The sequence below is a fragment of the Neorhizobium sp. T7_12 genome, assembly GCF_002968535.1.
Classification (GTDB): domain Bacteria; phylum Pseudomonadota; class Alphaproteobacteria; order Rhizobiales; family Rhizobiaceae; genus Neorhizobium; species Neorhizobium tomejilense.
The window spans coordinates 66,975-81,251 of record NZ_PVBK01000022.1 but is presented as its reverse complement, the minus strand read 5'-3'; the positions used below and the strand labels follow the sequence as shown (position 1 = coordinate 81,251).

Genomic DNA, 14,277 nt, shown 5'->3' with positions numbered 1-14,277 from the left:
TCGCAGGTGATCACGAAGGTGGACTGGCAGTCGATGATTCGGCCGGCCAGCGCTTCCGGCGAGAACCCGCCGAACACGACCGAATGCACCGCGCCGATACGGGCGCAGGCGAGCATCGCATAGGCCGATTCAGGGATCATCGGCATGTAGATGGTGACGCGGTCGCCCTTCTTGACGCCGTGTTTCTTCAAGACGTTGGCCAGCCGGCAGACCTGATCGTAGAGCTGGTTATAGGTGATCTTCTTGTCGATATAGGGATTGTCACCCTCCCAGATCAGCGCCGTGCGCTCTCCATGGGTCTTCAGGTGACGGTCGATGCAATTGTAGGAAACGTTGGTCAGGCCGTCCTCGAACCACTTGATCGAGACCTTGCCCTTGAAGGAGGTATTCTTGACCTTGGTATAAGGCTTGAACCAGTCGATGCGCCTTCCATGTTTGCCCCAGAACTTGTCCGGGTCCTCAACGCTCTCCTCGTACCACTTTTCGTATTTATCCTTGTCGATGAGCGCCTTCGCTTTGGCAGACTTGAGGACCGGGTAGACTTTTTCCGACATGAACACCTCCCTGAATTGGCACGCATGACGACGCATCGAGCCGTCAGCGATATGTGCCGCATTCATAACAGGTGAGGCAAGGGCGGCAATTAGACAAACGGTTCATCTCGGTGCGACGATCTCGCTTCAAAGATTTGCAATTCTGTCCCAATTCGATTATAGGGCGGTAAATTCCCGGAAATTGTGGTTGATACCCACGGCCCGCGACACCGGCGCGGACGGACAGAGGACCTATACCCATGGCTCAACAATTGCTCATGCCGAAGGCGACCGCTGTATGGCTGGTCGACAATACCGCGCTTTCCTTCGAACAGATCGCCAATTTCTGCAAGCTCCACCCGCTCGAGGTGAAGGCGATTGCAGATGGCGAAGCGGCGCAGGGCATCAAGGGCCTGGACCCGATCGCCACCGGCCAGCTTTCGCGCGATGAAATCGAACGCGGCGAAAAGGACGTCAATCACAAGCTGAAGCTTTCGGAGCCGAAGGTTCGCGTGCCGGAATCGAAACGCCGCGGCCCGCGCTACACGCCGGTCTCCAAGCGTCAGGATCGCCCGAACGCCATTCTCTGGCTGGTTCGCAACCATCCGGAACTGAAAGACGCACAGATTTCCCGCCTCGTCGGCACCACCAAATCGACGATCGAGCAGATCCGCGAGCGCACCCACTGGAACTCGACCAACCTGACGCCGATGGATCCGGTAACGCTCGGCCTCTGCAGCCAGATCGACCTCGACCTCGAAGTCGAGCGCGCTTCCAAGGGCCGTCCGCTGCCGACCGCCGCCGAACTCGGCGCTTCCCTGCAGCCTGCGGCTGAAACCGAAAACCTCGGCTTCAGCTATCGCAACGAGCGCGAGGAAGAGAAGGAAAAGGAGATCGACGCGGACGCCGTTTTCGCCAAGCTCTCGTCGCTCAAGTCCACCCGCCGCGACGACGACGAGGAAGACGAGCGCTTCTGATCGAACCATTTCGATTGCATGAAAAGCCCCGGAGACGATCCGGGGCTTTTTCGTTCAGGCGCTCTGTTTCAGGCCGCTGCCCTCGCGGGCATAACCGTTCGCCTTCAGGATCGCAGTGATCTCGTCCAGCACCGCTGCATCCTCGATCGTCGCCGGCATTTTCCACGGCATGTCGTCGGCAATCTTCTGCATGGTGCCGCGCAATATCTTGCCCGATCGGGTCTTCGGCAGCTTGTGAACCACCATGACCGTCTTGAACGCCGCGACCGGCCCGATCTCGTTGCGCACGATTTCGGCCACTTCTCTCGCGATATCAGCGGTTTCCCGTGAAACATGGTTCTTCAGCACCATGAAGCCGCAGGGGATCTGCCCCTTCGTTGCGTCGTGCACGCCGATCACCGCGCATTCGGCGACGTCCGGATGTTTGGCGCAGGCTTCCTCCATGGCCCCTGTCGAAAGCCGATGGCCGGCGCAGTTGATGATGTCGTCGGTGCGCGCCATCACGAAGATATAACCCTCTTCGTCCATCACCCCGGCATCTGCCGTCTTGTAGTACCCCGGAAACTCGTCGAGGCAGGCCTCGCGGAACCGCTGGTCGGCATTCCAGAAGCTGACGAGGCAGCCGGGCGGCAGCGGCAGCGTGATGACGATATTGCCGAGCGTGCCGCGCGGCACCGGATGGCCGGCATCGTCCAGCACGTCCAGCGAATAACCGGGCATCGGCCGCGTCGGCGAACCATGCTTGACCGGCATCAGACCGAGCCCGACCGTGTTGGCGGCGACAGGCCAGCCCGTCTCCGTCTGCCACCAGTGATCGATCACCGGGATCTTCAGCTTCTGCTCGGCCCATTTCAACGTTTCCGAATCGGCCCGCTCCCCGGCTAGGAACAGGGCGCGCATGCCGGTCAGGTCGTATTTCTCGACCAGTTCGCCCTCCGGATCGTCACGGCGGATCGCCCGAAAAGCCGTCGGCGCGGTGAACAGTACTTTCACGTCGTGATCGCTGACGACACGCCAGAACGTGCCGGCATCCGGCGTGCCGACCGGCTTGCCCTCGAAGATCACGCTTGTATTGCCGGTCAACAGCGGCCCGTAGACGATATAGGAATGGCCGACGACCCAGCCGATGTCGGATGCGGTCCAGAACACCTCCCCCGGCTTGACGCCAAAAATGTTCTCCATGCTCCAATGCAGCGCCACCATGTGCCCGCCATTGTCGCGCACGACGCCCTTCGGCTGGCCGGTCGTCCCGGACGTATAGAGGATGTAGAGCGGATCGGTGGCCTTGACCGGCACGCATGGCACATCCCTGCCCCGCGCCTTTTCGACGGTCTCCGCGAAATCCAGCTCTCCACGCTCCGGCCGCAGTTCCGCCTGGAGCTGCTCGCGCTGCAGGATGAGGCAATTCCCCGGCTTCACCCGAGCAAGCTCGATCGCTTGGTCGAGCAACGGCTTATAGGCGACGGTGCGGCCCGGCTCGAGGCCGCAGCTCGCACTGATCACCAGTTTGGCTTCCGAATCGTTCAGCCGCGCCGCCAGTTCCTGCGCCGCAAAACCGCCGAACACCACCGAATGCACCGCTCCCAGCCGGGCACAGGCAAGCATCGAGAAGATCGCTTCCGGCACCATCGGCATGTAGATGACGACACGGTCGCCCTTTCCGATGCCGAGATCACCCATAACCGCTGCGATCGCCTTCACCTCGTCGAGCACCTCGGCATAGGTGAAGCTCTTCTGTTTTCCCGTCATGGCGCTATCGTGGATGAAGGCCCGCTGCCCGCCCCGTCCGGCCGCAACATGCCGGTCGAGGCAGTTGTGGCAAGTATTGGTCTCGCCGCCGGTAAACCAGCGCCCGTAGACGCCTTCGTCCCCGTCGAAGATCCTGTCCGGTTCCTTGAACCAGTCGATGGCAGCGGACGCGCCTCTCCAGAATCCCTCCGGATCCTTTTGCCAGCCTTCATAGATGTCGAAATAGCGGCTTTGCATCTGCACCTCCCGTCACATGAGCACAGCCTGGAATGGTCAATCTAAGGTGCGGGAGAGGTGCGGGAAAGCCCGACGAAAGCGCTAGGTACTTGGCGAAAGCCCTGTTTTCAGCGTGAGCCGAAGATGGCCGAGCCGACCCGGACGCTTGTCGCGCCGAATTCCACCGCCGTCTCGAAATCGCCCGACATGCCCATGGAGAGCTTTTCGACGCCACATTCCCTGGCGAGCTTGGCAAGCAGCGCAAAATGCGGCCCCGGATTTTCCTCGGCCGGCGGAATGCACATCAGCCCCTCGATCGAAAGCCCGAGCTCCTTGCGGCAAAGCTCCACGAAGGCAACGGTCTGCTTCGGCTCGATCCCCGCCTTCTGCGGCTCGAGCCCGGTATTGACCTGCACATAGAGTTTTGGCGCCTTGCCCTGCTTCCTGATCTCGTCGGCAAGCGCGCGGGCGATCTTTTCCCGGTCCACCGTCTCGATGACATCGAACAGCGCCACGGCATCGGCGGCCTTGTTGGATTGCAGCGGCCCGATCAGATGCAGTTCGATCTCAGGCGTCTCGGCCTTCAGTTCCGGCCACTTGCCCTGGCTCTCCTGCACGCGGTTTTCGCCGAATATCCGTTGTCCGGCTGATATCACCGGTCGAATGTCCTGCACGTCGAACGTCTTCGAAACCGCCACGAGCGTCACCGACCCTGCGGGTCGCTTCGAGAGGCGCTCTACCTTCCCGATCCGTGCCTTCACATCCCGCAGCCGTTCTTCGACGCTCATGACCCATGCCTTCCGCTTTTCTTGCAAGCTCAGCGCTTAGCCCTCATATAAGGCCGTGCCAAGGGTGTTTCGCCCTGAACTTGGCCTTTCCCGCCCCTGTAAAACTTGACGCTTGCAGGGTTTCATGGTGAAGGTCTCGCCCGACTCTTGATCCTGTTTTCCCGGAATATCATTGAAATGGCGACTGAACGTTATAATCCGCGCGATGCCGAGCCCCGTTGGCAGCAAACCTGGAACGATGCCAAGGTTTTCGAGACCGACAACAGCGATCCGCGCGAAAAATACTACGTTCTGGAGATGTTTCCCTATCCGTCGGGCCGTATCCATATGGGCCACGTGCGCAACTACGCCATGGGCGACGTGGTCGCCCGCTACAAGCGCGCCCGCGGCTTCAACGTCCTGCACCCCATGGGCTGGGACGCTTTCGGCATGCCGGCTGAAAACGCCGCCCGCGACAACAAGGTGCATCCGAAGACCTGGACCTACCAGAACATCGAATCCATGAAGGCGCAGCTGAAGGCCATGGGCCTGTCGCTCGACTGGTCACGCGAATTTGCCACCTGCGATGTCGAATATTACCAGCAGCAGCAGCACCTCTTCCTCGACATGATGGAAAAGGGTCTGGTCTACCGTAAGCAGTCCAAGGTCAATTGGGACCCGGTCGACCAGACGGTTCTGGCCAACGAGCAGGTTATCGACGGCCGCGGCTGGCGCTCGGGTGCGCTGGTGGAGCAGCGCGACCTGGTGCAGTGGTTCTTCAAGATCACCGATTTCAGCCAGGACCTCCTCGACTCGCTCGATACGCTCGATCAGTGGCCTGAAAAGGTCCGGCTGATGCAGAAGAACTGGATCGGCCGTTCCGAGGGCCTGACGGTTCGCTGGGAAATAGTGGGTTCGACGGCACCCGCCGGCGAAAGCGAAGTCGTGGTCTACACGACCCGTCCCGACACGCTGTTCGGTGCGTCGTTCCTGGCCATCGCCGCCGACCATCCGCTGGCCAAGGTCGCAGCCGCGCAGAATCCGGCTATCGAAGCCTTCGCCGAGGAATGCCGCCATCACGGAACCTCGCTCGCAGCGCTGGAAACGGCCGAAAAGAAGGGCATCGACACCGGCGTCCGGGTCAGGCATCCGCTCGACCCATCCTGGGAACTGCCGGTCTATGTCGCGAACTTCGTGCTGATGGATTACGGTACCGGCGCCATCTTCGGCTGCCCGTCCGGCGATCAGCGCGACTTGGATTTCGCCCGTAAATACGGTTTGCCCGTCGTACCGGTCGTCATGCCGAAGGACGGCGACGCTGCGACCTTCGAGGTCGGCGACACCGCTTACGTCGATGACGGCGTCATGATCAATTCGCGTTTCCTCGACGGCAAGACGACCGAGGAAGCCTTCGAGGTGGTGGCAGACCGCCTGTCGGAAACGATCGTCGGCAACATGCCACAGGGTGAGCGCAAGGTGAATTTCCGCCTGCGCGACTGGGGCATCTCGCGCCAGCGCTACTGGGGCTGCCCGATCCCGGTCATCCATTGCGATGACTGCGGCGTCGTGCCGGTGCCGAAAGCGGACCTGCCGGTCAAACTGCCGGACGACGTCACCTTCGACCTGCCGGGCAACCCGCTCGACCGCCATCCGACCTGGCGCCATGTCGCCTGCCCGCAATGTGGCAAGCAAGCCCGTCGCGAGACGGACACGATGGATACGTTCGTCGATTCGAGCTGGTATTTCACCCGCTTTACCGCACCTTGGGAGAAGGATCCGACCGACCCCGTCGTCGCCAACCGATGGCTGCCGGTCGACCAGTATATCGGCGGCATCGAGCACGCGATCCTCCACCTGCTCTATTCCCGTTTCTTCACCCGCGCCATGCGCGAGACCGGCCATGTCGAGGTCAAGGAACCCTTCAAGGGCCTCTTCACGCAAGGCATGGTCGTGCACGAAACCTATCGTCGTGGCACCGGCCCCAATGGTGAATGGGTGGCCCCGGCCGACATTCGCATCGAGGAAGTGGACGGCAAGCGCCGCGCCACCATGCTCAAGGGTGGCGAAGAAGTCAGCATCGGCTCGATCGAGAAGATGTCGAAGTCGAAGAAGAATGTTGTCGATCCGGACGATATCATCGCCTCCTACGGTGCAGATACTGCACGCTTCTTCGTGCTTTCCGACTCTCCGCCCGACCGCGACGTCATCTGGTCGGAAGCGGGCGTCGAAGGCGCTCACCGCTTCACCCAGCGCCTGTGGCGGCTGATTTCGGAGGCCTCCGAAAACTTGGCTGGCGTCGATCCGGTGCCGGCTAAGGACGGCGAGGCGCTGGCGATCTCGCAGCTCGCCCACAAGACGCTGAAGGCGGTTCAGGGCGATTACGACAAGCTCTCCTTCAACAAGGCCGTCGCGCGCATCTATGAACTCGTAAACGCACTTGCGGCACCGCTCGCCCGGGTCGCAGGCGGCGAGGGCGATGCGGCCTATCGTGGCGCCGTCCGCAACGCGTCAGAGATCCTGATCCAGCTTGTCGCCCCCATGACGCCGCATCTAGCCGAAGAGTGCTGGGCGGTCCTCGGCAACAAGGAACTGCTCTCCCTGGCCGCCTGGCCGCAATATGACGAAACCCTGGTCGTCGAGAACGAGGTCACACTGCCGGTCCAAATCAACGGCAAGAAGCGCGGCGAATTGACAATCGCGCGCGACGCGGATCAAAGTGCGGTCGAAGCTGCGGTTCTGGCGCTGGATGCGGTCAAAACGGCACTTGAAGGCCGGCCGCCGAAGAAAGTAATCGTCGTCCCACAGAGGATCGTAAACATTGTCGTTTGACCGCTCTCTTCGTCGTTTCGGGTTCGTGTCCGGCCTGGTAACGCTGACACTCTTGGCCGGCTGCCAGGTCCGTTCGCTCTATTCCGAGGCGTCCGGCACCGGCGAACGCTTGGCATCCGTCGGCTTCGAACAGCCCCACAGCCGCATCGATCAAGTTGTCCGCAACCATCTGGTCTTCCTGACCTCCGGCGGTGCCGGCGAGTCCACCCGTCCTGCCTACGACGTGAAGCTGGTAACCAAGAGCACGGCCTCGACCATCATTGACGACGAGGATGACGAGGACGATGACAGCGTGTCTCCGACCGGCGTACCGGTCCCTGGTCGCGTCCAGGTGGACGGCACCTACACGATTAGCCGCATCAGCGACGGGCAGGTGCTGAAGTCCGGCAAACGTCAGGTCGTTGCGCTCATCGACATTTCGGGCCAGGGCTATGCAGGCCTGCGCGCTATCCGCGACGCCGAAAACCGCGCCGCACGGGAACTTGCCGAGTTCATCCGCGCCGAGATCGCGATTGCGCTTTCGCGCGAACCTCAGCCGCAGACGGTATGGCAGAAGTAAAATCCCACGAATTCGATCGGTTTGCCGAGAAGAGTGCGGAACTCTACAAGATTTTCGTGATCTACGGCCCGGATCGTGGCCTCGTTTCCGAACGGGCGGCATTGATCGCGGGCAAGACGGGCATCTCCCAGGATGATCCGTTTGCGATGCTCAAACTCGACGTTTCGGACCTGCAGGGCGACCCGGGGCGGCTTCTCGATGAAGTGAACTCTATGGGCCTTTTCGGCGGCTCGAAGCTCGTTTGGCTGCGTGGCGCTGCCAACGAAAAGCCGCTCCTGGACGCAATGCAGGTTCTGGCTGACGGCCCGGCTCCAGCCAACATACTGATCGTCGAGGCCGGCGACCTCAAGAAAGGGAGCGGGCTGCGCAAGATCGCTGAGCCCTCTCGATCCATAGCTGTCATCCCCTGCTACGCGGACGATATCAAGGCTTTGAACAGCCTCATCGATTCGGAACTGGGGAGCGAAGGCCTCAGGATCAGCCCTGGCGCCCGCCAGAGGCTCCTGGAGCTGCTTGGGGGAGACCGCGTGGCCTCCCGGAACGAGATCCGTAAACTCGCCCTTTACTGCCGTGGCACAGGTATGGTCGAAGAGGCGCAGATCGATGAAATCATCGGCGACGCGAGCGCAGTTTCGGCCGATGAGGCCGTCGACGCAATCCTCAGCGGCGATTTGCCTGCTCTGCATCGCGCTATCCAGAAGATCGTCTCGTCGAAGACACCGGTTTTTCTCGTCCTGCAATCTTGCCTGAAACAATTCCAGCTGCTGGACCTGATGAAGGCGGAGATGGAGGAGAAGAAACTCCAGACCGCGCAGGTCATGATGACGCTCGGCAGGCATATTCATTTCAAGCGGAAGCCGATCATCGAAAAAGCGCTGAGAACCTGGAGCTCGCCGGCGCTAGCCCGTGAAACGGAAAGATTGCAGGCCGCTATCCTGATGTCGCGACAGAGGCAGAGCCTGGAACCCAATATTGCGTTTCACACGCTGATGGCCACAGCTATTCAGTCAAGTCGTTGAATATAATAGATTATCGCCGCTCGAGAAGGCGGCATATCTCCTCGAGCTGCTCAAGTGTGCGGTAACCGATCTTGATCTGCCCGCCGCCGTTCTTGTGGTTGATCTTCACGTCCAGACCCAGTGAATCAGAAAGCGTGCGTTCCAGCGCAAGGGTATCGGAGTCCTTTTGTTCCGCCTTCGAAACGTTTGCGGGTTCCGATTGAGCCTTGATGTCGTTTTGAGCCAGCTTTTCAGCGTCGCGAACCGACATACCCTTGGCGACAATCGTACGTGCCAGCGAAACCGGGTCTGATGTCGTGATAAGCGCACGGGCGTGACCCGCGGAAAGACTGCCTCCCGCCAGCATATCCCGAACCGGCTCCGGCAGCTTCAGCAGGCGGAGGCTATTGGCCACATGGCTTCGGCTTTTGCCGATGATTTCACCAAGATCGTTCTGGGTGTAACCATGCTCGGCAATCAATTGATCGTAACCCAGCGCCTCTTCCAAGGGATTGAGATCCGAGCGCTGGACGTTTTCGACGATTGCGATCTCAAGCGCCGTCCGGTCATCCACATCGCGAACAATAACCGGAATTTCGACTAGGCCAGCCAGCTGAGCCGCACGCCAGCGGCGTTCGCCGGCTATGATTTCAAATTGATCGGCGCCGCGCGGCCGAACGACCACCGGCTGAACGATACCATGCTGGCGAATGGAGCTTGCGAGATCCTGCAGCTCACCCTCATCAAAGCTCCGGCGCGGATTCTTCGGATTGCGCGACACGTGCTCGATCGGCACCATGCGATCCGGGTTGACGCTACGGGCAGCACTGTTGACAGGTGCCGGCTGGTCCATCTCACCGATGAGAGCTGCAAGGCCGCGCCCTAGGCGCCGTTTCGAGAGGTCGTCGTTCATTCACACTACTCACTTGTCTGCAAAGCGGTCAGGCAGCCTTGCGCCTGCGTTCCCGCTGGATGACTTCAGACGCCAGCTGCAAATAGGCCTGGCTGCCGGCGCATTTCAAGTCGTAAAGGATTGCCGGCTTCCCGTAGGAAGGCGCTTCCGAAACGCGAACATTGCGCGGAATCAACGTATGGTAGACCTTTTCGCCCAGATGCGTCCGAACATCGTTGACGACCTGCTGGGCGAGGTTGTTTCGCGCGTCGAACATGGTCAGGACAATTCCCTGAATGTCGAGGGAGGGATTCACGCTGCGGCGCACCTGATCAACGGTTTCCAGCAGCTGGCTCAGACCCTCCAGTGCAAAAAACTCGCACTGTAGAGGCACAAGAATGGAATGCGCCGCCGCCATGGCATTCATCGTCAACAGGTTGAACGATGGGGGGCAGTCCAGCAGAATATAGGAATAGGCCAAGGCGTCATCGCCATTCAAGGCGCTTCGAAGCTTGAACGCCCGATCAGGAGCCTGGGAGATTTCCATCTCGAAGCCGAGTAGATCCATCGTCGAAGGGACGATGTGAAGGTTCGGAACAGCCGTTGCCAGTGCGGTCTCGGCGATGGAATTATAACCCATCAATAGGTCATAGGAGGAGATCTTGCGATCACGCCGCTCAATGCCTAGTCCGGTACTGGCATTGCCCTGCGGATCAAGGTCCACGATCAGCACTCTCTCGCCGATAGCAGCGAGCGCCGTGGCCAGGTTGATCGCCGTCGTCGTCTTGCCGACGCCACCTTTTTGGTTGGCAATCGTGATAACCCGATTTCTTTCAAACATGCGGCACCTGAAAATCTAGGGTTCTTTGTGCCTCAAATTGCTTATCTCAAGGATGACTGAATCCGGCTCGACGGCACTCTGGTGTTTTATCAGATCGAATACCCAACGACCACGGGCTTTCTCGACTTCCGCCGCGTAATCCCGGCCTTTATGAAAAAAAGCTCTTGTTTCTCTGCCGATCATCCACGCCGACGTGTAGAAAAGAAGCGGATCAAGCTCTGCAAGCGCCCTGGCTGAGATGCGCTCGCAATCTGGAAGAGCCTTCGAGGCCGATTCGATTCGCAGTGGATGAACAGAGCCTCTCGCGCCCGTCTCGCTAAGCGCCACTCGAAGAAACGCTGCCTTCTTCTGATTGCTCTCCACCAGATGAACCCACCCCTCTTGCACCTCGGCCAGAAAGATCGCGGTTATGATCCCGGGGAAACCACCTCCAGAACCAAGGTCAAGCCACTTGCATGGCTGCGGGGAAAGCTGAAAGATTTGAGCGCTGTCGGCTATATGGCGCCGCCACAGTTCGTCCAGCGTCGACGGTGCCACAAGGTTGATGGCCTTGGCCCACTTCTGGAAAAGCGCGGAAAAGTGCTCAAGCTTCTCTTGCGTTTCACGTGAAACACTCTTGCCGTTCAGAAGCATTTACGGGACTCGCTTGAGGCGATCTGGTGCAGCTTCTTCTTTACGAAGTAGCGCCAGGATAAGAGCAAGGGCGGCTGGCGTCATCCCATCAACCTTGCCAGCCTGTGCAAGATTCCCCGGGTTGGCCGCCGTCAGCTTCAGTTTAAGTTCATTGGAAAGACCAGGAAGACCTGTAAAATCAAAGCCTTGCGGGATAATTCGGGCCTCATCACGATGGGTAGCGTGAATATCGGCTGCCTGCCGGTTCATGTAAACCGCATAGGACGCTTCAATTTCCAGGGCTTCCGCAACCTTGGGGGACAACTGCGCAAATTCAGGCCATATAGCCGTGAGGCCATCCAGGGATTGATCAGGATAAGCCAGTAGCTCATAAGCAGTTCGGCGCTGCCCGTCCTTGTTCAGCTTCAGGCCATGACCGTTAGCCTCATTAGGGGTCAGATTGCGGGACCGGAGCAAATCCCGGCCTGCATCCAGCGCCTGTGTATAGGCGCGCAGCTTCGCCGCCCGCGCAGGTCCGACACAGCCCAGCTCGATCGCTTTTTCCGTCAGCCGAACATCCGCGTTGTCCGCCCTGAGAGACAGCCGGTATTCGGCCCGGGACGTAAACATCCGATAGGGTTCAGTCACTCCGCGGGACGTGAGATCGTCAATCATGACTCCGATATAGGATTCGGCGCGGCTGAAATGATAGGGCTCACTGCCGGATGACTTTTGCACAGCATTCAACCCGGCAACCAGACCCTGCGCCGCCGCTTCTTCATAACCCGTTGTGCCGTTGATCTGTCCGGCGAGGAACAGGCCCCGAATCTTCTTCACTTCCAGGCCCGCAGTCAGCTCACGGGGGTCCACGTGATCATATTCGATCGCGTAACCGGGCTGCATGATCGTCACTGCCTCCAGACCCGGAATGGTTTGAATGAACGCTTCCTGGACCTCGGCGGGGAGGGATGTCGAAATACCATTCGGATAGACTGTTGGATCGTCCAGGCCTTCCGGCTCCAGAAAAATCTGATGCCCGTCGCGCTCGCCGAAACGGATGATCTTGTCCTCGATCGACGGGCAATACCGCGGACCTACCCCTTCGATCTGGCCGGAATACATCGCGGAGCGGAGGATATTGTCTGAGATGATCTTGTGGGTCGCATCTGTTGTGCGCGTGACACCGCAAGCAATCTGCCTTGTGGTGATCTTGTCGGTCATGAAGGAAAAAGGAACCGGATGTTCGTCGGCCTCCTGCAAGCCGACACGGCTCCAGTCGATCGTATTTCCATCCAGTCGCGCCGGAGTGCCGGTCTTCAGCCGACCCAGCTGTAAGCCAAATCGCGCCAGGGTTTCAGACAATCCCAGGGAAGGGGCTTCACCGACACGGCCAGCAGGAATCTTCTGATCGCCGATATGAATCAGGCCGCGAAGAAAAGTTCCGGTTGTCAGAACAATTGTTCCGCATCCGAATCGACGCCCATCTTTCAGTTCAACCGAGCTGACTAGCCCGTCCTCGATTCCGATATCGAAGGCGTCTCCCTCGATTACAGTGAGATTAGGGTGGTCGAAAATTTCACGCTGCATCGCCAGGCGGTAAAGCTTGCGATCGGCCTGGGTCCGCGGTCCGCGCACAGCAGGTCCCTTTTTGCGGTTGAGGAGGCGGAACTGGATACCGGAGGCATCCGCGACGCGGCCCATCAAACCGTCGAAGGCATCGACCTCCCGCACGAGGTGGCCCTTGCCAAGACCGCCGATCGCAGGGTTGCAGGACATCACGCCGATGGTCTGCCGGTTATGGGTTATCAGCGCAGTGCTGGCTCCCATGCGCGCGGCCGCGCTCGCTGCCTCGCAGCCAGCATGTCCCCCGCCGATGACGATGACGTCGAATGTCGTTTCCATTTGCCTACCTTATGAAACAGCGCGGCTCGCCCTGTTTCACGTGAATCACTTGCCGATGCAGAACTGCGAAAAAATCACGTCAAGGAGCTGCTCCACATCGACCCGGCCGGTGATGCGGCCGAGCGACGATGCTGCGGCCCGGAGGCTCTCGGCCCGAAGATCGAGCTCTCGGCCGTTTAACGCTTCTTCGATGAAAATGGAAGCCTCTTTCAGGTACTGAAGGTGTCTCTGCCGGTTGGGAACCAGCGACCCGGACCAGGTCTCGCGGAGTTTTTCCAGGATCAGGGAACGAAGCTCATCCAGCCCATCCCCAGTTTCGCTGGAAATATTCAGATCGTACGCGGCCGAAGGGCGGCGTATATCTGCCTTGGTTCCTACACGCAGGACCTCCGTGGTCACCCTGTCGAGGATTTGTTTCGAGTCCGAATCGATCTCCTCGAGCTGCAGGACGAGATCGGCTTGTTCGATCGCTATGCGTGCCCTTCGAATACCTTCCTGCTCAACGCGATCCTCGCTCTCCCGAAGCCCCGCGGTATCGAAGAACCGTACGAGATAACCATCCATGTCGACGTCGACATGCAGAATATCCCTCGTGGTGCCGGCAATCTCCGTGACGATCGCAACATCTCGTTTCGCCAGCGCGTTGAGAAGACTGGACTTTCCGGCATTCGGAGGGCCTGCGATGACCACCTTGTATCCGTCCCGAATGATCTCCCCCGCCTTCGCAGAGGCGATATGATTCTGGATCTCGAGATAAAGATCCGCCACCTCGGTCCAGACCCTGTCCGAAACCGATCCGGGAACGTCGTCCTCATCCGCGAAGTCGAGTTCCGCTTCAATCAAGGCCCGCGCACGCGTCAATCTCTCGGCCCATTCCATATAGAGCGCCGACTGCCCGCCGAAACCCTGCTCGACCGCCAGCCGCCGTTGCATCTCGGTCTCAGCGGCAATCAGATCCGCGAGGCCCTCGACCTCCACCAGATCCAGCTTTCCGTTTTCGAACGCCCGGCGGGAAAACTCGCCCGCTTCGGCCAGACGAAGCCCTATCGCTTCCAGTTCTCTATAAACGGCGGAAACGACGGCGCGGCTGCCATGCAGGTGTATTTCAATACAGTCCTCGCCGGTAAAGGAATTCGGGCCCGGAAAGGCCAGGACCAGAGCTTGATCGATTATCGAACCGTTGCGGCTCCGAATCGTTCTAAGCGCAGCTTTCCTGCCGACCGGCGGCTCCCCCGCCAAGGCCTGGGCAGCCTCGAATGCCAGCTCTCCGCTTATCCGGATGACCGCAACACCGGCGGGGAGGGTGCCGCTGGAATGGGCGTAGATCGTATCGTTGACTGCCTGGACCATGGAATCAATCTATCAGAGACGGCTCCAAACTGAAAAGCGCCCGGTTAAACCC

At 59.8% G+C, this 14,277-nt stretch carries 12 protein-coding genes; 4 read left to right on the top strand and 8 right to left on the bottom strand.

Annotation, left to right across the window (positions count from 1 at the left end; genetic code table 11):
- A partial coding sequence (locus tag C5J26_RS28530; RefSeq protein ID WP_172746147.1) for an AMP-binding protein occupies positions 1 to 554 on the bottom strand: 554 nt, incomplete at its 3' end.
- Between the two features lie 239 nt (positions 555 to 793).
- Between C5J26_RS28530 and C5J26_RS28525 the strand changes: the two genes are divergently transcribed.
- Entirely contained in the window at positions 794 to 1,510 is a 717-nt protein-coding gene (locus C5J26_RS28525; RefSeq protein WP_105404833.1) for a DUF1013 domain-containing protein, read from the top strand.
- Positions 1,511 to 1,564: 54 nt separating this feature from the next.
- On the opposite strand, the gene C5J26_RS28520 is transcribed toward C5J26_RS28525, so the two are convergent.
- Both C5J26_RS28520 and C5J26_RS28515 read right to left on the bottom strand, forming a co-directional pair.
- Positions 1,565 to 3,496 (bottom strand): propionyl-CoA synthetase, encoded by a 1,932-nt coding sequence (locus C5J26_RS28520; RefSeq protein ID WP_105404832.1) that lies wholly within the window; start codon positions 3,494 to 3,496, stop codon positions 1,565 to 1,567.
- 107 nt (positions 3,497 to 3,603) lie between these two features.
- On the bottom strand, positions 3,604 to 4,263 hold the full coding sequence (locus C5J26_RS28515; protein ID WP_105404831.1) for a YggS family pyridoxal phosphate-dependent enzyme: 660 nt from the start codon (positions 4,261 to 4,263) through the stop codon (positions 3,604 to 3,606).
- A 177-nt stretch (positions 4,264 to 4,440) separates the two neighbouring features.
- Here C5J26_RS28515 and leuS point away from each other — a divergent pair, with 177 nt between their 5' ends.
- The 3 genes from leuS to holA are packed head-to-tail and all read left to right on the top strand — an operon-like array spanning position 4,441 to position 8,649.
- On the top strand, positions 4,441 to 7,071 hold the full coding sequence (leuS, locus tag C5J26_RS28510) for a leucine--tRNA ligase (RefSeq protein ID WP_105404841.1): 2,631 nt from the start codon (positions 4,441 to 4,443) through the stop codon (positions 7,069 to 7,071).
- Complete coding sequence (locus C5J26_RS28505) at positions 7,061 to 7,630, top strand: hypothetical protein (protein ID WP_105404830.1); 570 nt, start codon at positions 7,061 to 7,063, stop codon at positions 7,628 to 7,630. Before leuS ends, C5J26_RS28505 begins: the two co-directional genes overlap by 11 nt.
- Positions 7,618 to 8,649 carry a DNA polymerase III subunit delta gene (gene holA, locus C5J26_RS28500; RefSeq protein ID WP_105404829.1) on the top strand — a complete coding sequence of 344 codons (1,032 nt, stop codon included), beginning with the start codon at positions 7,618 to 7,620 and terminating at the stop codon, positions 8,647 to 8,649. Before C5J26_RS28505 ends, holA begins: the two co-directional genes overlap by 13 nt.
- A gap of 10 nt (positions 8,650 to 8,659) precedes the next feature.
- Here the strand turns inward: holA and C5J26_RS28495 are convergent, their stop codons facing one another.
- The 5 genes from C5J26_RS28495 to mnmE are packed head-to-tail and all read right to left on the bottom strand — an operon-like array spanning position 8,660 to position 14,225.
- Positions 8,660 to 9,541 (bottom strand): ParB/RepB/Spo0J family partition protein, encoded by an 882-nt coding sequence (locus C5J26_RS28495; protein WP_105404828.1) that lies wholly within the window; start codon positions 9,539 to 9,541, stop codon positions 8,660 to 8,662.
- Positions 9,542 to 9,569: 28 nt separating this feature from the next.
- A complete protein-coding gene (locus C5J26_RS28490) occupies positions 9,570 to 10,361 on the bottom strand; it encodes a ParA family protein (RefSeq protein ID WP_105404827.1) in 792 nt (263 codons plus the stop codon).
- Between the two features lie 15 nt (positions 10,362 to 10,376).
- Positions 10,377 to 10,994, bottom strand: a complete 618-nt coding sequence (gene rsmG / locus C5J26_RS28485) for a 16S rRNA (guanine(527)-N(7))-methyltransferase RsmG (RefSeq protein WP_105404826.1) — start codon at positions 10,992 to 10,994, stop codon at positions 10,377 to 10,379.
- Entirely contained in the window at positions 10,995 to 12,875 is a 1,881-nt protein-coding gene (gene mnmG, locus C5J26_RS28480) for a tRNA uridine-5-carboxymethylaminomethyl(34) synthesis enzyme MnmG (RefSeq protein ID WP_105404825.1), read from the bottom strand.
- A 45-nt stretch (positions 12,876 to 12,920) separates the two neighbouring features.
- A complete protein-coding gene (gene mnmE, locus C5J26_RS28475; RefSeq protein ID WP_105404824.1) occupies positions 12,921 to 14,225 on the bottom strand; it encodes a tRNA uridine-5-carboxymethylaminomethyl(34) synthesis GTPase MnmE in 1,305 nt (434 codons plus the stop codon).
- Between the last annotated feature and the right edge of the window lie 52 nt (positions 14,226 to 14,277).